The following is a 19,006-nucleotide window of genomic DNA, read 5'->3' on the forward strand; positions in this document are numbered from 1 at the left end:
CTCAGATTACCGATCAGATGGCAACTCTTCTTTTACATCACTAACTAATAAATACACTCCACCTTTATGAGGAATTAGAGGATGCTCTTGTATATCAATGTGTTTTACGATTCTAAAGCCATTGCGTTCATAGGTTCTTCTAGCAACTGTATTATCAGCCATGACCATTAAACTCAATTGTCTGTATCCATTCGCCCTCGCTCTTTGCTTTGTTAATGTAATCAGCTTACTGCCGATACCTGTACCACGGAATTCTTCGTCTACATAAATAGAATCTAAGAACCAGCTATTATCAACCTTTGAATTATAGAATTCCTTTAAAACTGCAAGCTGGTCACTAGGAAAAAAACTTCTGGTACTATCAGTAATGCCATGGAATTTAGATGAATAAGAATAAACAATTCCTATAATATTGCCTTGATACTCTGCAACGGTTGCATTTTCATACGAATCAGTACCTTGTTTCTCCTCTATCGATTTTGCCATCACCTCGGTTCTTGTATGTTGACCTAGTAAATCGTGAAAGAGGAATTCCATAATTCCACCTGAAGCACGATCGATTCCCTCAGCAATTTTCAAACTATCTTCCAGCTTTCCTGTGCGATATACTATTTCCATAACACATATCTCTCCAATCTAGAATAATAGTATCATACTTCTATAAGAATTCAGTAAAGAAGCCTAATATTCATTATTATATTGGATATTATTATACAATATTTTGGTAATACAAGAAAGAGGCATTTGGCAGCTCGCTAGCGAGCTGCCAAATGCCTCTTTTAATTGAAATTACTATTTACGATTGTGCAAGTCTTTTATATGTTGCTAATCTTTCCTTAGCATCTTTTTCTGTTTTCGCAAATAAAGCATCTGCCAAATCTGGATATTGTTTCTTGAGAGACGCAAAGCGTACTTCACCCATTAAGAACTCTTGGAAGTCAGCTGTTGGCTCTTTGGAATCCAGAATGAATGGATTCTTATCTTCTTCTTTCAGTGTTGGGTTATATCTGTACATTCCCCAATACCCGCATTCAACGGCATTTTTAATTTCAAGCTGGCTAAAGCCCATGCCTTTTCTCAGACCATGGCTTATGCAAGGAGCATATGCGATGACAAGAGATGGACCTGGATATGCTTCTGCTTCAGCAATTGCTTTCAATGTCTGATTTTTATCAGCACCCATAGCAATTTGTGCAACATATACATAGCCATAACTCATAGCCATCATACCAAGATCTTTCTTCTTAGTGGTCTTACCGCTAGCAGCAAATTGAGCAATTGCTGCAGCTGGAGTGGACTTGGAAGCCTGTCCGCCGGTATTAGAATAGATTTCAGTATCAAGTACCAAAACATTCACATCTTCACCAGACGCCAATACATGATCCAAACCGCCGTAGCCGATATCATAAGCCCAGCCATCGCCACCAAAGATCCATTGTGATCTTTTCACCAAGAAATCTTTATTTTTATCAATTTCATTCAATAAAGCATTGTCGCCTTTTTCTGCAGCTACAAGACTAGCCACAAGGTTTGCTCTGGAACGGCTTGCTTCACCGCTATCTTTATGCTCCAACCAATCTGCCAATGCAGCTTTTAGTTCCGCACTAATATTAAGTTCAATAGCTTCTTTAACCGTACCCGCTAATTTTTCTCTTAGCGCTTTTACACCTAAATGCATACCAAGACCAAATTCAGCATTATCTTCGAATAAGGAATTCGCCCATGCTGGACCATGTCCTTCATGATTTGTTGTGTATGGTATCGATGGAGCACTGCCACCCCAGATAGATGTACAACCCGTAGCATTAGCAACCATCATACGATCACCAAACAATTGAGTAACAAGTTTAACATAAGGCGTTTCGCCGCAGCCTGCACAAGCACCAGAGAATTCTAACAACGGCTGTTCAAATTGACTGCCTTTTACAGTGTTCTTTTTCAGAGGATTTTCTTTTGGTGAAATATTAGCGAGATAATCCCATAATTTCACTTCATGTAATTGGGTTTCCAACGGTTTCATAATCAATGCTTTTTCTTTTGCAGGACATACCTGTGCGCAGTTACCGCAGCCAGTACAATCAAGAGGAGAAATAGCAAGTCTAAACTGCAAATCTTTTACACCAACGGCTGCTTTTGCAATAAAGCCTTCAGGTACATTTTTCATCTCTTCTTCATTCACCAAGACAGGTCTGATTACAGCATGAGGGCACACAAATGCGCACTGATTACATTGGATACATTTGTCCATTTGCCATTCAGGAACATTAATTGCAATACCACGTTTTTCATAGGCAGCCGTTCCAAGTGGGAATGTACCGTCTTCCATGCTGCCAGTAAAAGCACTAACTGGTAACGAATCGCCTTCTTGTCTATTCATTGGTATAAGGATTTTTTCAATAAATTCAGGTACTTGTTTTTGATTCGCATTGCTGCAAGCACAAGCAAAATGAGCTTCATCTTTTGTACTGTCAGCAGCAGTTTTCCAGCTTTCTGGAATAGTAACTTTGACAATGGATTCCACGCCTTTATCAATAGCAGCATTATTCATGTCAATCACTTTTTGACCTTTATTGCCATAGGAACCAACAACTGCATCTTTCAAGTAGTTAACCGCATCTTCAACTGGAATAATATGAGCAATTTTAAAGAACGCAGACTGCATGATCATATTAATTCTGCCGCCCAATCCAATTTCCTGCGCAATTTTAACAGCATTCAACGTGTAGAAGTTAATATTGTTTTGTGCAATATAACGTTTCATAAAGCCTGGCAATTTTGTTTCTAATTCTTCCTGATCCCAAATACAATTGAGTAAGAAACTGCCATTTGGTTTTAATCCAACTAATACATCATATTTATCTACATAGGATTGATTGTGACAAGCTACAAAATCAGCTTTGTTAATTAAGTATGGAGATTTAATTGGTTTTTTACCAAATCTAAGATGGGAAACTGTAATCCCGCCAGATTTTTTAGAATCATAAGCAAAATAAGCTTGTGCATACATATCCGTTTTATCACCGATAATTTTGATTGCACTCTTATTCGCACCAACTGTACCATCTGAACCAAGACCCCAGAACTTACAAGCTTTTGTTCCTTCAGGAGTCGTATCAACATCTGCAGCAGTTGGCAACGATTTGAAGGTTACGTCATCAACAATACCAATGGTAAATCCATCTTTAGGCGCATCAGCTTTCAAATTTTCATAAACGGCAACAATATGAGCAGGTACTACATCCTTTGAGCCAAGTCCATATCTTCCGCCTACAATCACAGGGTGAGTTTCACGATTATAGAAAGCTGTTTTTACATCAAGATATAAAGGTTCAGCCAAAGAACCAGGCTCTTTTGTTCTGTCAAGAACAGCAATCTTTGTTACTGTTTCAGGAATATACTTAAAGAAGTGTTCAATGGAGAATGGTCTGTACAAATGAACATTCAATAAACCAACTTTTTCACCATTTGCATTCAAATAATCTACCGTTTCTTCAATCGCCTCACAGGCTGAACCCATAGCAATAATCATTCTATCCGCATCTGGTGCACCATAATAATTAAAGAGATGATAATCCCTACCGGTAATTTTATTAATTTCAGCCATGTAATTTTCTACGATTTCAGGTAACGCATCATAGTATTTATTAGAAACTTCTCTTTCTTGGAAATAAATATCAGGATTTTGTGCAGTACCACGAAGTACTGGATGATCTGGATTCAATGCATTTCTTCTGAAAGTATCTACATCATTTAAATCTAATAACTTTGCCAATTCATCATATTCGATAGTTTCAATTTTTTGTATTTCATGAGAAGTTCTAAAACCATCAAAGAAATTGATAAAAGGAACTTTACCCTTTAATGCTGCTAAATGTGCAACAGCACTCAAATCCATAACTTCTTGTACGCTGCTTTCAGCAAGCAATGCACAGCCCGTTTGCCTAGCAGCCATAACATCCTGATGATCGCCAAATATATTAAGCGCATTGGTTGCCAATGCTCTGGCACTAACATGGAAAACAGCTGGAAGTAATTCCCCAGCAACTTTATACATGTTAGGAATCATAAGCAAGAGACCTTGAGATGCAGTGTAAGTCGTAGTCAAAGCACCTGCTTGTAAAGAACCATGCACTGCACCAGCAGCACCAGCCTCTGACTGCATTTCCATAACTTTTACGGTTTGTCCAAAAAGATTTTTCTTTCCTTGAGCCGACCATTCATCAACAGCTTCTGCCATAGGTGAAGATGGGGTAATTGGAAAAATCGCCGCTACATCTGTAAAGGCATAAGAAATATAAGCTGCAGCAGTGTTCCCGTCCATTGTCTTCATTTTTCTCATAAGTATCTCCTTCTTTCTCTTTATGTTACTAAATGCGACAAGTAATTTTGTATACAATATTCATAAATTTTCTTCATGATTCCATACAAAATTACTTCACCACAATTTTCTACTCAGTTATCATTCGACATTGAAATCAAAATTCCTATATAACTGTAAAAAAAATATTTTTTTTTTGCAAACTTTATTGACATTCGCTAAATTTTCTGATAAATTATAAGTTCTATTATTCACTTATTCTTTCTACAAATTGTGAATTCGTAAATTATCTAAGCCATTTTTGTCAAACTCTTCATGGTATTCCTGATGAAAGGCCATTTCTTTTTCAAATCGTTCGCTAATAGACATTTGTAAAATGGCCTCCTCACCATATTTTTTATAAGGCTTTTTTTCCTCCGTTCTTTTTTCTGAATGAGCATGTAGTACCCAGTCACTTAGGTATACCATATCCAAAAATAATTGATACTCTTTTTTAGTAATATTAATCTTCATATTTTTCTCCCTTTTTTTCAAAAAATACATAACTTATTAAATTAGCCATATTTATCTATAAATCCTGCTATAAGCAAAAACCTCTTGAACCCCGGCCTGTTCTTTGCATGTCTTCATGGCCTTCGCAATTCATTATTTTTATACATGCTTTCTATGTATAAAAAAGTAAATAGCCTAACTCTTAATTAGTTAAGGCTATTTACTCTCTGTGTTTACAATTTTATATACTTTCCTCGTTTTGCTCTTTCCGGCAGTCCAGGTGAATCCTTCCCTCGCTGTGTTACTTCCTCTACTGGTATATGAAGTTCACGAGCAATGATTTCCTTTACCCGCGAGCGACAGAATCCACTTTGGCATTTTCCCATACCTGCTCTTGTACGTCTTTTTATCGCATCAATTGATTTGATAGCAATATTACGGTGCAGAGCATCAATAATCTCAGTTTCAGTTACCTGCTCGCATCTACAAATAATATGTTCATCAGGATTTGTGGAATTTATATCACCTTTGAAGTTTTTATCTTTTACTTGAATGATAGGCTTACGATACGCCATAAAATCCTTCTTATTTCTCAGTTCCAAACCTGCCTGCTTTAGCAGCCCAGCGACTTTTAAAGCAATGGCTGGGGAAGCTGTAAGCCCTGGAGAGTCAATGCCTATCAAATTAATAAATCCTGCTACGCGGCTCTCTTCAATAATCCAATCTTTTTTACTGGAAATAGGACGATTCCCAGCAAAGGATGTAATTGCTTGTTTCATATCAAAATCAGGCACAGACATTCTAGCTGTTTTCACTATGTTTTCCAATACATCCTCCGTTGTACCTACGTCATCTTTATCACTTATCTCTTCCGCATTCGGCCCTACCATCAGATTTCCATGATATGTCGTCGTTACCAAGATTCCTTTTCCCAGTTCAGTAGGCACTTGAAAGATTACAGAATTCGCCAGATAATTTTGTTCTTTATCTAATAAAACATATTGACCCCTGCGAGGAATAATATGAAAATCATCAATACCAATTAAACTGGAAATTTTATCACAATATATGCCAGCGGCATTAATAATATATTGGGTTTGTATTTCTCCCTTATTTGTAATTACTTTAAAATAATCCTCTACCTTTTCAATTCCAACGACGGCAGTATTTAATTTTAATTCAACCCCATTTGTTATCGCATTTTCCGCCAAGGCAATAACAAACTCATAAGGAGAAGTTACTCCTGCATTCCTGCAATAAAGAGCAGCCTTTACCTCCTTGCTCACATAAGGCTCTAGCTCTCTTACTTTTTCTCCGTCAATAATGGCAAGCCCACCAACACCATTTTTTATACCATATTGATATAGTTTTTCTAATGTTTTCATATCCTCATCGCGAAAAGCCAATACTACGGAGCCTGTTTCTCGATAGCCGAAATTCAATTCTTTATTTAACTGTTCATACATTCGATTCCCTTTTACACATAACTCTGCTTTTAGAGTACCTGGTTCATCCGAGTAGCCACCATGGACAATCCCGCTATTTGCTTTCGATGCACCACAGCTTACGTCTTCTTCTTTTTCTACAAGACATACACGTATTTGATATTTTGATAATTCCCGCGCAATATTCGTCCCTACAACCCCAGCACCAATAATACATATATCATACATGCTACATCCTCCTCAATTGCTGAATTGTATGCTCTCCTGGATTTAGCAACTATTTAGTTTCTTTAACTGATTTAAACGCCATTTATATCCATTTAATTGTCTGAATAGTTTAATACTAACAAATGAGGCATTAATATGCAACATTCATTTTATTACCCTCAAAAACAGGTCTGCATTATTGCTAACAATAATGCAGACCTGCTTCTCAATGTAAATTAAAGATGTCTTCCATTCTCATAATATTTATTTCGCTCTAAGACAATAAAAAATATTTCTACTTGCTCGTAACCAGCTCGTTTAATATTTTCCGTTAAACTAGTAGCCACTTTATCTTGAATGTCTTGTCCTCTATCAAACCAATTGACCTGCACCATAGGACATTCTGCGATTATATCTCCATCTTTAATCAAGGTGGAATCCACACATTCAATTCTAAAATAATCACGGGGACAACCAATAATTTCTTCCAGTTCATTTACTAGTTGTGTACTGATATTTTGCACCTCTTTTACTTTCATACCTTTAATAAGAAATTGCGGCATTTCATTCTACCCCTTTCGTATTTATTATGTTCATTTATTTACTAACTTGAACGACTAATCCTACTGCTGCCTCCTCTGGTTCTTTCACAAATAAAGTTAATACAAATCCAATAACTGGCAAGCAGGCTAATACCGTAAAAATTAGAGGCATTCCCCAAACATCAGCCACTTTTCCCAATGCCAGTACTCCCATTGCACCTAATCCTACACTTAGGCCAATCGTTAATCCCGAAGCCATCCCTACATTATTGGGCATCATTCTTTGGGCTAAAATCAAGCTGCTGGTAAAGGTTGCAGATAATAATATACTAGCAAGAGACAGCACAACGAAGGCTCCAATATCACCAGCAATAGGGAATAGATACAATAGAACAGAGATGGGTAAAATCGAATAGATCATTACACGTTTACTGCCGTAACGATCACTCATCGCACCGCCCATCAGCGTCCCAAAAGCGCTCGTCGCTAAATACACGGTTAGCAAAGAACTCGCATAAATCTCACTGCCGTGTAAATAAGATACATAATATAGCGGTACAAAGGTACTAATACCCGCAGCTACTGTTGATCTTGACAGTACCATCCCTAAAAGTGATAGTAAGGGCCAATTGATAGATGCCCTGAAGCTTTTCAAGCTCCCAGGCTGTTTGGCTTCTGGTCTGACTAAATTCCGAGTCATTTGTATCAAAGGAATTCCCAGTAATACATAAGGAAAAATATACAGAAGCACTTTTATACTAAATCCGCCGTACAATAGTGTCGCTAATAGCAATGAACCTACGGCAAAACCCGCATTTCCTCCTACAGCAAATAAACTGACTCCTTTGCCTTTCGCTTTGCCACTTAATTGGCTGGCAGTCTTAGCCGCCTCTGGATGAAATGCTGCCATACCAAGCCCTGCAATCGCCGTAAATAACAATGTAAGATAATAGTGAGGAGCCCACAATGAAGCCAGCATCGCCACTCCTGAAAGCAAACAGCCGGCAGGCATAAGCCAAGGACGGGGACTTCGATCACTGAAATATCCAAATAAAGGCTGACTAGCAGAGGATGTTAAATTCTGCATAAGGGCAATCGCACTTACTTGGGCATAGGTTAAGGCAAACTTTGCTTTTAAAAAGGGTAACGCTACTAATAAAGCACCTGCAGACAAATCGGTAACACCATGAGCAATAGCAACAATCCACAAGGCTTTGGGAAGCTTGGAAACAATGGAAAACAATATGATCACTCCTAAAAAATATTAATATATTTTTCACAATTGGTCTACTCTATAATAAAGACCTAATTCTGGTGAAATTTTAACTCTTGTGAGATCTTACTATCATTCAAATAAACGTATCTGGAATAATTTGATAGATCTCTAGTATCATAAAACTTGGTGAATAAGAAGGAGATAGCGCATGATCTGGAATGATTTTTTACGAGATACTTGGCAAACAACTTTAATTTTTGTTACCTTATTGATTCTTACCCGCCTGCTTGACAAAACCCAAGTAGGACAGCTAACCCTTTACGAATACGTTAGCGGTATTACCATAGGATCGCTAGCTGCTACTATTGCTTCATCCGATCCTGACAAAGTATGGAGTGATTATTATGATTTACTACTTTTTGCGGCTCTTACTTACATAGTGTCGATCTGTACCATGAAGAGTCGCCCATTTCGAAAATTGATTGAAGGTTCTCCCAGCATTCTAATTGAAAATGGTCGTATCATCAAAGAAAATATGAAATCGTTGCGCTTTGATATGGATGAGTTGAACACCTTGCTGCGCGGCAAAGATATTGTGGATATAAGCGAAATACAATATGCCATACTGGAAACTACAGGAGAGATGAGTATTATCAAAAAATCAGGTTTCCAGCCATTAACTAAGAGTGATATGAATATTCATCTCCCGGACCCTCTACTTCCAGTAGAATTGATTATGGACGGCGAGATTATTGAAGAAAATTTAAAGAAACAAAATCTTACTCATATCTGGCTCGAAGAACAATTATCATCTCGAAATATTAAAAATGCCTCTCATGTCATGTATGGAGTCATTGATTCAAAAGGACAATTATTCATAAGCGCCAAAGGCAGCCATCAAGATTAACTGAAAACTCATTTGGATTACTGCCATTTTAGCTGATAGATTAATAGAATCGCCATGCCGACTGCAGCAGCTGACTTAATAATAACACCAAAAATTTGTCCTTTTACCACACTTTTAGCCACTTTTCTAGCTTGTGCTAAATCTTTGGTTTTACTATACTCTGCTAACACAGTAACAATGAACGCTCCTAATAAGGCTCCTAACAAAGAACCGATAATCGGCAATACGGCCGTTCCCCCTATCCCTCCCACAATCGTGCCGATAAAAGGAGCAAACATTGCCCTTTTCGATGCTTTTTCTTTTTTTGCACCAATTAACCCTGAAATAAACTCAATAATCTCTCCAATAATAAAAATACCAAATACAATCACCAAAACAGCATAATCCATCCTATCAAAATGATCATAATAGCCATATGCCAGCCCCGTCAATAAAATCAAGGTATTGCCAGGCAAGCCCATTATGGTCATGACAACTCCGGCTAAGATGAAGAGAACACATAGTATACTAATGATCAGCCCTGTATATTCCACAGGCCACACCCTTTCATTCAATGTTGTAATTTGTAGTATTCCCTCTTATCTTCTATTTTACCTTTTAACTAAATTATCGGACTTTTTCATACCACTTTCCCCTTCTTTATGTTACACTATAGATAAGTTAAGAATCACTCTTATCTTAACAATAAATGGGGGTGTAGTGATGTTTAATAAAATTTTAGTTCCTGTTGATGGCTCTGAAGCCGCTTGGCGTGCCTTGGAATATGCTACTGCCTTAGGAGAAAAGTTTCATAGTACCATCACTATTGTTCATGTTGTTCAAGCTCATTATACATTACCAACCGTTGGAATTAATGGAGAAATTCCTTTTATTTCACTTAACATTCAAGAGGTAGAAGCAACAGGTTACAAAATCATTGAATTAGCAAAAGAGCGGATTGGTGACTACCCTACATTCGAAACAAACTTAGAGTTTGGTCATCCAGCAGAACGCATATTATCTTTGGCATCAAATAATGCCTATGATTTAATTATAATCGGCTCCAGAGGCTTGAGCGGCATTAGTGAATTCTTTCTAGGAAGTATTAGCAATAATGTATCGCAATCTTCTCCTGTTCCAGTGATGATCATTAAATAATATACTATTTCTTGTAATAAAAGCAGTCAGGATGATTTATGTATCCTGACTGCTTATTATATTTAGGATCAAAAAATAATTAATAGGATTTTCTGATCCTTTTATCTTTTATATTTCTTTCCAAAGCCAATTGAATTAATCGATCAATCAGATCGGTATAAGAAATACCGCTAATTCCCCATAACTTAGGATACATACTTATTTTTGTAAAGCCTGGAATCGTATTAATCTCATTGATCAAAACATTATGTTCTTTCGTTAAGAAGAAATCAACGCGAGCCATCCCTTCACAGCACAATACCTGAAAGGCTTTGATTGCCAGCTCTTGTACCAATGCAGCTATTTCTTTTGGAATGTCTGCAGGAATTTGAACTGCAGCTCCTTGATCGTCAATATATTTTGCAGCATAAGAATAAAACTCTTGCCGGGGAATAATAGCGCCCACTGCAGAAGCAATCGGATTTTCATTGCCCAATATGGCACATTCAATTTCTTGCCCTTCAATACACTCTTCTATTATAATTTTGTGATCAAAGGCAAAGGCTTCTTTTATCGCCGCAAAAAGTTCATCTTGCTGTTTCACTTTGCTAATCCCCACTGATGAACCAAGACTAGCAGGTTTTACGAAAACTGGCAGTCCTAGCTGCTCCACCACAGTCTCAAAGTCTATTCCAGGCTGTTCCCAGTGCTGGTATGTCAAACTCTTCGCCACTGGAATGCCAGCATCTCTAAGAAGACGTTTGGCAACCTCTTTATCCATCCCAATTCCTGATCCTAAAGAACTTGGTCCTACAAAAGGTATATTGGCTAGAGTTAACAATCCTTGTACTGTACCATCCTCTCCATATGTCCCATGAAGAATGGGAAACACTACATCAATACTCTTCGTAAATGTTTTTTCTGCAAAACAAATAAGCTGTTCTGATTCCTTGCTCATCTGGAAAGCAGCAGCCACACCTTTGTGCTTTAACATAATGTCTTTAGGGCTATCCTCATTGATCAGAAAATCCTCTTGATCGCATAAGAACCATTGCCCTCTTTTATCAATTCCAATTAAAGTAAGTTCGTATTTTTCCTTATCAATTGCATGTATAATATTTTTGGCTGACTGCAAAGAAACTTCATGTTCTGTTGATTTGCCCCCAAACAGTAACGCCACATTGATTTTCATCATTTTTTCAGCTCCTAACTATTCTTTTCTCCTTAGTATAGTAATATTTTTCACTATAATGATTGCTAAAAATGCTCATATTATTGTAAAAAATGCTGTACAATAGTATCACAAGCGCTACACAGAAGAAAGGATGCTCTTTATGGAAATAGAAAGCAAGGAGATACATTATAAAAGGGGTTACTTAGATAAAGATTTTCAATTTTTCCATTTGAAAGATAACAAGAATATCCAGTTCGAATTTCACTACCATGATTTCAATAAAATTATTATTTTTATATCTGGTAAAGTAACCTACTTAATTGAAGGTAAGACCTACAAATTAAAACCTTGGGATATTCTCTTAGTAAACAACAATGAAATTCATAAACCGATAATTGATCAAGGTGAAACCTATGAGCGAATTGTGATTTGGGTAAATTCAGCTTTTTTATTACAACATAGTGATAATGAATGCAATTTGCAAAAATGCTTTGAATTAGCTGCTGAAAAAAAATTGAATTTACTACGGTTAGCTCCTGATGTACTCATTGGGATTAAAGGAATTTTATCTCAATTAGAGGACTCCTGCAAAAGCCGCGAATTTGGCAGTAAAGTGCTAAAGAACTCATTATTTTTGCAATATATTGTTCAGCTAAACAGACTGTATTTAGGCATTGACATTGACACTGAGTATCCAGACATTGAATATGATGAAACCATAGGACGCATATTAGAGTATATCAATACGAATCTTAAAGAAGATTTATCCATGGACAATCTAGCTTCTATTTTTTATCTGAGCAAATACTATTTAATGCGTAAATTTAAACAGCAAACAGGTTATACTGTCCATAATTATATTTTACAAAAAAGGTTAATTGTAGCAAATGCTCTGATTAAAAGAGGCAAGTCTATTACTACTACGTGTATTGAATGCGGCTTTGGTGATTATTCAAACTTTGTAAGATCTTTTAAAAAATCCTTTGGCCTCTCACCGAAAAAGCACTATAAAATGTTTTTAGAACAAGAAAAATCGGCGAATCAATATCATCAGCTTCACCAATCAGATATAAATGACTCATAACAAATCCTTCAATCACAAATAATAAGAGGAAAGTACTTGCTGATCCGCTCAATAAGTACTTTCCTCTTATTATATTAATTTAATTACACTCCAAAAGAAAGGCACCGCATAGACATGGATGCATTCTGAAAACCTTCATAGGTAAAAGCAAGCTCGTCATCTGTATCTTGTAATGCTGCAGCATATAAGAAAGGCAAATAATGATCATCGGTGGGTACGGACAATAAGGCTTCTTTACCCAGTTTTTTATATTCGATCAACGGCTGATGATTGCCAGCTACTAAATGTTCTTTGACTATATTATCAAAATGTACAGCCCATTCAAAAGCTTTGGCCTCCATATTCCAATCAATCAAACGCAAATTGTGCACGATATTGCCGCTGCCAATTATAAGGATGTCATGTTCCCGTAAAGGAGCAAGTTTCTTGGCTAATTCATAATGCTCCTGGGGTGTCTTTTGATAATCGAGACTCATTTCCATTACAGGTATATCCGCTTTAGGATACATATGCTTTAAAACAGACCATGCCGCATGATCTAATCCACGTTGCCCGTCATATTGAACAGAGGCATTCTCAAAGATAGCTGCTGCCTCTTCCAACTGTTTCGTAACTCCTGGACATGCATATTGAATATCGTACAATTCCTGAGGAAAACCATAAAAATCATAAATGGTTTCTGGCTGTTTCTTGGTTGTAATATAGGTACCTTTTGTAAGCCAATGAGCTGATACGACTAAAATCGCGTTTGGTCTAGGAAGAGACTGTCCCAACTGCACTAAACTCGCTGTATACTCATTCTCAAGAATGATATTCATGGGTGAACCGTGACCTAAGAATAATACGGGAGATTTTTTCATATTCAGCCGACCTCCAATTATGCTCATCCTTTGCCGTCCTAAATAAGACTTTCTAAGAAGTCATTAAAAATAGCACTCTTTCACCTTATATAGACATAAATTTTTCGATTGCATGGGCAACACCGTGTTTATCATTGCCATAGGTCACAAAACTGCATAATTTTTTGATATCCTCTTTTGCCGTTCCCATAGCTACACTAAATCCAACAATCTCCATCATAGAAACATCATTGTAGTTATCTCCAATTGCCATTGCCTTATCCAGGGAAATTCCTAAACGATCTGCCACTATTTTTAATGCATTGCCTTTAGAGGCATCCTTATTCCCCAACTCAAAATTATTCGTCATGGATGATGTCATTAAAAACTGCTTCATTCCAGCAAAGTTCTCAATCGCAATTTGCCTTTTTTTATCATCAAAAGAAAAGCAAAAAACCTTATACAGTGCTTCCTCGGCATCCATAGCCTCCTCATAGTTTTTCACAGGAGTCATACCGCTTTGACTGAAGATTTGTTCTACTATTTCTTCAAAATAAGTGGAATCCACTTCAAAGGCTGTGCCTTTTAACCGCTGTGCCTCCCTTTGCAATATTTCTTTCGCATGAAAAGAAATGTAAATTTTCTTATTGGTGGAAACTTCATAATAATAATCTCTTTCCTCCAACCAGTTTACCATATATCTCACGTCATCCCGCCCCATTGTTAAGGATGAAATTTCTTGACCGATCTTATCATGAATCGCCGCACCATTATAGGATATCAAATAGGTATTCAATCCAAATTTCTTACAAATCGAAACAGCATCAAAATAGGTCCTGCCTGTTGCAACAATTACTTCAATTCCCTGCTCTTGCGCACGCTGGATCGCTTTTATATTTTCTTTACTTACTTCATGTTCCTCATTTAATAAAGTTCCATCTAAATCTGTTGCAATTAATCTCATAGTAGTGTCACCTTTCTATATATTGGGATGAACGCTTATATTACTATTTCTTTTTATTTCTCTTCTTCTTTTCGATTATCCTTTTTTACAAAACACTATTGTATATCATATATACAGCGGATAACCACATAAAAATCGCCGATACCTTATTGATATATCCAAATAGCTGAGTAAAGCTCTTTTTCTTTCCCACATTCCATCCAATAGCAGCTAGAAGAAAAAACCAGCACCAAGATACAAGAATACAAGCCATAGTAAATACTATTTTTTCATTTCCTGTATAATGAATCGCACTTGTTCCAATAACACCAATTGTATCAAGTACAGCATGGGGATTGAACAAAGACACTGTAACAGCAAAAACAATCTGCTGTTTGACGCCAAGCCCCTTTCCTGCACCAACATCATTTCCTGCCCATGTGCTATTCCATGTCAACCAGCCCATATATGCCAAAAAACCAACTCCAATCATCAGGAAAAGGATCTTAATCCAGGCAAAACTTGCAATAAATAATGAAACTCCCTGAACTGCTAATACAATCAATACAGTATCACATAGGGAGGCTGTAATGACCACAGGCAATGCTCGTAAAAAGGTTGGCTGGGCTGCTCCTTGTGTAAAAACAAATAAGTTTTGAACTCCTAAAGGCAATATGAGTCCCATAGCCAGAATCATTCCATGAAGAAAAGCTTGCATTACTCTCGCTCCCTATACCGTTTTTCCTCAGTATAGTGAAATTAAACTGAAATGTCTTCAGCCAATTGGATTGTTTTTCTCCCAACCAATTTGTTATAATCAAGAAAACAGCCGGTAAGGAGAAAATTATGCTAACGATTGACTGGGTACCTAATCACAAAGATTCCATGCCCTTATATCGACAAATCATAGAGTATATAAAAAATAAAATCACTCTTGGCGAATGGCCAATTCACAGCAAATTGCCTCCTCAACGCAAGCTCGCTCATATTCTTCAAGTAAATCGCAGTACCCTGACCATTGCACTGGATGAATTAATCGCAGACGGACTATTGGAAACGCGGGCAGGAAGCGGCACTTGGGTAGCCAACAATACCTGGTCAGTGTTAGCATCTACTCCAACTGTGAATTGGAATTCTTACCTAGATAAGGGACTCTACCTTCCTAACCTTCAAATCATTCAAGAAATCAATCAGGCAGAGTTCAAACCCAATATGATCCGTTTAGGCACTGGCGAGCTTTCTCCAGAATTCTTCCCCAGGGACATGATGAGCACGATACTACGAAAATTACCAGAACGTATTCATTCTTTGGGTTATGAAGAACCGAAAGGATTGCTTTTTCTCCGGCAGCAAATCCGTCTTTATTTACGCTCTTTAGGGATTGATACCTCTGCATCATCCATTATGATCGTATCAGGCGCATTGCAGGCTTTGCAACTCATATGCTCAAGCTTACTGCCAAAAGACTCTACTATTTTGCTTGAAAAGCCCTCCTATCTTTTTTCCCTCAAATTGTTCCAATCCATGAATATGCAATTTTCTGGTATTCCTCTTGATGAAGAAGGAATTGAGCTGGCTCCCATTGCATTTCAAAAACAACATAAAAATGCAAATTTACTATATACCATTCCTTGTTTTCACAACCCTACAGGTATCATAATGACAAAGCAAAGACGCAGAGACCTTATCCATTTGTGCCAACAAGAACAATTACCTATTATTGAAGACGATGTATATCGGGAACTTTGGCTCGATTCACCTCCACCTATACCGTTAAAGGCTCTTGAAAGAGAAGGACTTGTGCTCTACATCGGCAGTCTTTCAAAATCACTCAGCCCAGGACTACGAATTGGTTGGATTGTTGGACCTGAGCCGGTTATTGAACGGTTAGCAGATGTGAAGATGCAAAATGATTATGGATCAAGCTCCTTATCCCAATGGGCTGCTGCAGAATGGTTTGCCAGCGGACTGTACCAACAACATCTAGAAGAAGTACGAAAGGCACTGCATATTCGTCGCGAAGCAGCTTGCAAAAGTTTACAAACCTATTTTGCAGATATTGCAACTTGGCAAGTTCCGACAGGTGGCTTTTATATTTGGCTCAGCTTGACCCATCCCCTTTCCATGCAAAAGCTTTTTAACCTTGCCCTGAATGAAGGTCTTTTAATTCATCCTGGAAGTATCTATGACTATTTTTCAAACCGCCATCTCCGCCTATCCTACTCCTATGCCTCATTATCTGAAATGAAAGAAGGGCTGTATCGACTTTCCGTGATTATCAGAACGTTAAAGACGTAGTTCATTATCTATTTGAATCACTATTTCATACCTGGCAGACCAATCAATACACATTTAATACATTGCCATTAAAGTAATAAAAGGTTTGCCTCTTCCCTTATTAAGAGGTAAACCTTTTACTACTATGACATGGAAAAATCTTTTGCTAATGCTGCTGCAACAAACTCAATGTGTTCCTGCAGCTCGATTTCTAACATTTGTGCGCCTTGTACAATGGTTTCACGGTTAACGGCCCTGGCAAATGCTTTATCCTTCATTTTTTTCATAACGGATTTTACTTGCAAATTTGCGATACTTTTATCGGGACGTACCAAAGCACAGGCAATAATAAAACCAGTAAGTTCATCAACTCCGAGCAACACCTTTTGCAATAAGCTTCTTTCTGGTGCCCAATCTCTAGCATGAGATTCTATATCAATGATAAATTGGTCTGAATAGCCGTGAGGCTTTAGCATATTTTTAGCATTGCCTGGATGCTCTTCAGGATATTTCTCAAAATCAACATCATGGAGCAACCCTACAGCTCCCCAGTACTCTACATCTTCACCATATTTTGCAGCATAAGCACGCATAGCAGCTTCTACTGCTAAACAATGATTTAATAGTGGTTTTTCTTGTACATGCTGTGTTAAAATACTCCACGCCTTTTCTCTTGTTGTATCCATTTCTTCTTCCTCCAATACATTTTGGGGTAAGCTTCCCCTTCATTAAGAAATGCTATTCATGATTCTTCTACAAAAGGATGATTGTTTTATCCCAAGATACTTATCGAATCATATCGTCCTATAATGTTGTATAATCATTTGATTATTATAACATAAATGAAGGAATAGTGAGTAGAAAAAATGAATCTGCTGTTAAATCCACTCACATCAATATTTACTGTTTTCATAATGTTACCATAAAAAAAAGAAATGTCTTGGCTCTTTGGAAAGATTTTCTTTATAATATAAGTATCTTTTCTATATTATAAAGAAAATCTTAGTCCATCTAAAAATATGACTGGGATGGAGCACTGGAGGGAAATGGATTATGTTGAGTACTTTGATTGAACAAGGTTATGGAGAACCAGAAGATCTTAACTGTGCCGAAAAAATACTATATGGTGCTAATGAAGTGTATCAATTAGGTTTGACTCCCGAGGCTTTGCGAATTGCATCAGGCTTTGGCGGAGGGATGGCCATTGGCAGTGTATGCGGAGCTCTGACAGCTGCTATTATGGTATTAGGTATCCTGTTTGTTAAAGACAGGGCCCACGAAAGTGACAAAATTAAAATCTTAACACAAGAATTATTTGACACCTATCGGGAACAAATGGGTGATATTGACTGTAATCCCTTAAAAAATCGTTATCGCAGGGAAGATATCAAATGCAGAGATGTAATTGCAAAAGCCGCCGCAGCTCTCGATACTATTATTAAAAAAGAACAAGAAGAAAGCCAACATGCATAAATGAAAAAGAGGAAGCAGAAAGCTTCCTCTTCTTATCGTCGTTACATTATTATCGTAATGGGAAGAGCAATATAGCGCTGCTCTGTTCCCAGTACAACACTAGTTGTACTCATTCGTATTATCGTAACTGACTATATATATAATTGTGGCTCACCCTTCATTAACTGCTGTAATCGAACCACCCCATTCCAATCTCATATTTCTTCCTTCGTACTTTTTACTTTTTATCCTCCTTTCTTGAATTAAGCTTATTATATTACAAATAAACTTAATTTTCAATCTATTTTTTAAAAATTTCATAGTTAAATTTCTACAGTAAATTGATGCTTATGCTTTACTATCTTTGAAATAAATAAACAGTATATATATTTCCATTACTGATAAAGTAACAATCTAAATTGTTTTTATGCATCATTTCTACAAAGAAATTTCAAATTATAGTTGCTCTCTCATTCCTAATGTCGCTATTATATATAGTATAATTGTCTTAAGGAGGAGCAGCATGCAGAAAATACCCTACATTGGAAAATGGATCTCTGGTTTATATAGAATTGGACAATCTTTTTTTGATCATCATTTAGGAACTTACAGTCTAGGAAGCGGTAATGGATATTACGCTTGCCTCACTTTCCTTTATCAGCAGGAAGGAGTTACGCAAGATACAATCAGCAAGCATGTAGCAATTGACAAAACAACCATTGCTCGCGCGATTATGAAATTAGAATCACTAGGATATATTGAACGGCATGTTGATAGACTCGATCGCCGCGCCAACCAAGTATATCTAACCGAAAAAGGCCGATCATTTCAACCGATTCTTGAATCCACGCTAACACAATGGACTACGTCTCTCACACGAGGCTTTACACCGGAAGAAATACAAATGACATATATACTTCTCGAAAAAATGACTCAAAATGCACTTCTCATCAAAGAAAATTTAAATTCTCAAGAAAAATCTTCGCAAAAATAA

General features: G+C 37.1%; 18 protein-coding genes. 6 read left to right on the plus strand and 12 right to left on the minus strand.

Translation table 11 applies throughout. The features are described from left to right. Nucleotides 1–6: 6 nt before the first annotated feature. The 6 genes from FR7_RS14945 to FR7_RS14970 form a co-directional block, all read right to left on the minus strand. Nucleotides 7–618: a GNAT family N-acetyltransferase gene (locus tag FR7_RS14945; RefSeq protein WP_007931846.1), complete on the minus strand. Its 612-nt coding sequence runs from the start codon at nucleotides 616–618 to the stop codon at nucleotides 7–9. Nucleotides 619–796: 178 nt separating this feature from the next. Continuing rightward, nucleotides 797–4,339 carry a pyruvate:ferredoxin (flavodoxin) oxidoreductase gene (gene nifJ, locus FR7_RS14950; RefSeq protein WP_007931848.1) on the minus strand — a complete coding sequence of 1,181 codons (3,543 nt, stop codon included), beginning with the start codon at nucleotides 4,337–4,339 and terminating at the stop codon, nucleotides 797–799. 243 nt (nucleotides 4,340–4,582) lie between these two features. Further along, nucleotides 4,583–4,831, minus strand: a complete 249-nt coding sequence (locus tag FR7_RS14955; protein WP_007931850.1) for a hypothetical protein — start codon at nucleotides 4,829–4,831, stop codon at nucleotides 4,583–4,585. A gap of 212 nt (nucleotides 4,832–5,043) precedes the next feature. Continuing rightward, nucleotides 5,044–6,483 (minus strand): NAD(P)/FAD-dependent oxidoreductase, encoded by a 1,440-nt coding sequence (locus tag FR7_RS14960; RefSeq protein WP_007931851.1) that lies wholly within the window; start codon nucleotides 6,481–6,483, stop codon nucleotides 5,044–5,046. Between the two features lie 215 nt (nucleotides 6,484–6,698). Continuing rightward, nucleotides 6,699–7,025, minus strand: a complete 327-nt coding sequence (locus FR7_RS14965) for a DUF1904 family protein (RefSeq protein ID WP_007931852.1) — start codon at nucleotides 7,023–7,025, stop codon at nucleotides 6,699–6,701. A gap of 34 nt (nucleotides 7,026–7,059) precedes the next feature. Further along, nucleotides 7,060–8,247 carry an MFS transporter gene (locus tag FR7_RS14970; RefSeq protein WP_007931853.1) on the minus strand — a complete coding sequence of 396 codons (1,188 nt, stop codon included), beginning with the start codon at nucleotides 8,245–8,247 and terminating at the stop codon, nucleotides 7,060–7,062. Between the two features lie 181 nt (nucleotides 8,248–8,428). Between FR7_RS14970 and FR7_RS14975 the strand changes: the two genes are divergently transcribed. After that, nucleotides 8,429–9,127: a YetF domain-containing protein gene (locus FR7_RS14975; protein WP_007931854.1), complete on the plus strand. Its 699-nt coding sequence runs from the start codon at nucleotides 8,429–8,431 to the stop codon at nucleotides 9,125–9,127. A gap of 17 nt (nucleotides 9,128–9,144) precedes the next feature. Here the strand turns inward: FR7_RS14975 and FR7_RS14980 are convergent, their stop codons facing one another. Further along, nucleotides 9,145–9,669, minus strand: a complete 525-nt coding sequence (locus tag FR7_RS14980; protein WP_237769532.1) for a DUF456 family protein — start codon at nucleotides 9,667–9,669, stop codon at nucleotides 9,145–9,147. A gap of 160 nt (nucleotides 9,670–9,829) precedes the next feature. Here FR7_RS14980 and FR7_RS14985 point away from each other — a divergent pair, with 160 nt between their 5' ends. After that, nucleotides 9,830–10,264 (plus strand): universal stress protein, encoded by a 435-nt coding sequence (locus FR7_RS14985; RefSeq protein ID WP_007931858.1) that lies wholly within the window; start codon nucleotides 9,830–9,832, stop codon nucleotides 10,262–10,264. 79 nt (nucleotides 10,265–10,343) lie between these two features. Here the strand turns inward: FR7_RS14985 and ddlA are convergent, their stop codons facing one another. Further along, a complete protein-coding gene (gene ddlA / locus FR7_RS14990) occupies nucleotides 10,344–11,438 on the minus strand; it encodes a D-alanine--D-alanine ligase (RefSeq protein WP_007931861.1) in 1,095 nt (364 codons plus the stop codon). Nucleotides 11,439–11,577: 139 nt separating this feature from the next. On the opposite strand from ddlA, the gene FR7_RS14995 reads away from it, so the two are divergent. Continuing rightward, a complete protein-coding gene (locus tag FR7_RS14995; protein WP_007931863.1) occupies nucleotides 11,578–12,501 on the plus strand; it encodes an AraC family transcriptional regulator in 924 nt (307 codons plus the stop codon). 83 nt (nucleotides 12,502–12,584) lie between these two features. Here FR7_RS14995 and ygiD read toward each other — a convergent pair whose 3' ends face one another. The 3 genes from ygiD to FR7_RS15010 all read right to left on the minus strand — a co-directional run bounded on the left by ygiD (nucleotide 12,585) and on the right by FR7_RS15010 (nucleotide 15,001). After that, entirely contained in the window at nucleotides 12,585–13,388 is an 804-nt protein-coding gene (gene ygiD / locus FR7_RS15000) for a 4,5-DOPA-extradiol-dioxygenase (protein WP_237714794.1), read from the minus strand. Between the two features lie 58 nt (nucleotides 13,389–13,446). Then, nucleotides 13,447–14,304 carry a Cof-type HAD-IIB family hydrolase gene (locus tag FR7_RS15005; RefSeq protein WP_007931867.1) on the minus strand — a complete coding sequence of 286 codons (858 nt, stop codon included), beginning with the start codon at nucleotides 14,302–14,304 and terminating at the stop codon, nucleotides 13,447–13,449. Between the two features lie 85 nt (nucleotides 14,305–14,389). Next, complete coding sequence (locus FR7_RS15010; RefSeq protein WP_007931869.1) at nucleotides 14,390–15,001, minus strand: LysE/ArgO family amino acid transporter; 612 nt, start codon at nucleotides 14,999–15,001, stop codon at nucleotides 14,390–14,392. A 128-nt stretch (nucleotides 15,002–15,129) separates the two neighbouring features. Here FR7_RS15010 and FR7_RS15015 point away from each other — a divergent pair, with 128 nt between their 5' ends. Further along, nucleotides 15,130–16,581, plus strand: a complete 1,452-nt coding sequence (locus tag FR7_RS15015; RefSeq protein ID WP_007931871.1) for an aminotransferase-like domain-containing protein — start codon at nucleotides 15,130–15,132, stop codon at nucleotides 16,579–16,581. Nucleotides 16,582–16,703: 122 nt separating this feature from the next. Here FR7_RS15015 and FR7_RS15020 read toward each other — a convergent pair whose 3' ends face one another. After that, nucleotides 16,704–17,246: an HDIG domain-containing metalloprotein gene (locus FR7_RS15020; protein ID WP_007931874.1), complete on the minus strand. Its 543-nt coding sequence runs from the start codon at nucleotides 17,244–17,246 to the stop codon at nucleotides 16,704–16,706. 367 nt (nucleotides 17,247–17,613) lie between these two features. On the opposite strand from FR7_RS15020, the gene FR7_RS15025 reads away from it, so the two are divergent. Continuing rightward, nucleotides 17,614–18,033, plus strand: a complete 420-nt coding sequence (locus FR7_RS15025) for a C-GCAxxG-C-C family (seleno)protein (protein WP_007931875.1) — start codon at nucleotides 17,614–17,616, stop codon at nucleotides 18,031–18,033. A 502-nt stretch (nucleotides 18,034–18,535) separates the two neighbouring features. Beyond that, on the plus strand, nucleotides 18,536–19,006 hold the full coding sequence (locus tag FR7_RS15030) for a MarR family winged helix-turn-helix transcriptional regulator (protein ID WP_007931877.1): 471 nt from the start codon (nucleotides 18,536–18,538) through the stop codon (nucleotides 19,004–19,006).

Origin of the sequence: Pelosinus fermentans DSM 17108, from assembly GCF_000271485.2 — a bacterium.
Lineage (GTDB): Bacteria > Bacillota > Negativicutes > DSM-13327 > DSM-13327 > Pelosinus > Pelosinus fermentans.

What these genes read in the sequence shown, in the direction of transcription:
- FR7_RS14945 (WP_007931846.1), bottom strand. Translation starts at nt 618, where the DNA reads ATGGAAATAGTATATCGCACAGGAAAGCTGGAAGATAGTTTGAAAATT.
- ddlA (WP_007931861.1), bottom strand. Translation starts at nt 11,438, where the DNA reads ATGATGAAAATCAATGTGGCGTTACTGTTTGGGGGCAAATCAACAGAA.
- ygiD (WP_237714794.1), bottom strand. Translation starts at nt 13,388, where the DNA reads ATGAGCATAATTGGAGGTCGGCTGAATATGAAAAAATCTCCCGTATTA.
- FR7_RS15015 (WP_007931871.1), top strand. Translation starts at nt 15,130, where the DNA reads ATGCTAACGATTGACTGGGTACCTAATCACAAAGATTCCATGCCCTTA.
- FR7_RS15025 (WP_007931875.1), top strand. Translation starts at nt 17,614, where the DNA reads ATGTTGAGTACTTTGATTGAACAAGGTTATGGAGAACCAGAAGATCTT.
- FR7_RS15010 (WP_007931869.1), bottom strand. Translation starts at nt 15,001, where the DNA reads ATGCAAGCTTTTCTTCATGGAATGATTCTGGCTATGGGACTCATATTG.
- FR7_RS14960 (WP_007931851.1), bottom strand. Translation starts at nt 6,483, where the DNA reads ATGTATGATATATGTATTATTGGTGCTGGGGTTGTAGGGACGAATATT.
- FR7_RS15005 (WP_007931867.1), bottom strand. Translation starts at nt 14,304, where the DNA reads ATGAGATTAATTGCAACAGATTTAGATGGAACTTTATTAAATGAGGAA.
- FR7_RS15030 (WP_007931877.1), top strand. Translation starts at nt 18,536, where the DNA reads ATGCAGAAAATACCCTACATTGGAAAATGGATCTCTGGTTTATATAGA.
- FR7_RS15020 (WP_007931874.1), bottom strand. Translation starts at nt 17,246, where the DNA reads ATGGATACAACAAGAGAAAAGGCGTGGAGTATTTTAACACAGCATGTA.
- FR7_RS14975 (WP_007931854.1), top strand. Translation starts at nt 8,429, where the DNA reads ATGATCTGGAATGATTTTTTACGAGATACTTGGCAAACAACTTTAATT.
- nifJ (WP_007931848.1), bottom strand. Translation starts at nt 4,339, where the DNA reads ATGAGAAAAATGAAGACAATGGACGGGAACACTGCTGCAGCTTATATT.
- FR7_RS14995 (WP_007931863.1), top strand. Translation starts at nt 11,578, where the DNA reads ATGGAAATAGAAAGCAAGGAGATACATTATAAAAGGGGTTACTTAGAT.
- FR7_RS14955 (WP_007931850.1), bottom strand. Translation starts at nt 4,831, where the DNA reads ATGAAGATTAATATTACTAAAAAAGAGTATCAATTATTTTTGGATATG.
- FR7_RS14985 (WP_007931858.1), top strand. Translation starts at nt 9,830, where the DNA reads ATGTTTAATAAAATTTTAGTTCCTGTTGATGGCTCTGAAGCCGCTTGG.
- FR7_RS14965 (WP_007931852.1), bottom strand. Translation starts at nt 7,025, where the DNA reads ATGCCGCAATTTCTTATTAAAGGTATGAAAGTAAAAGAGGTGCAAAAT.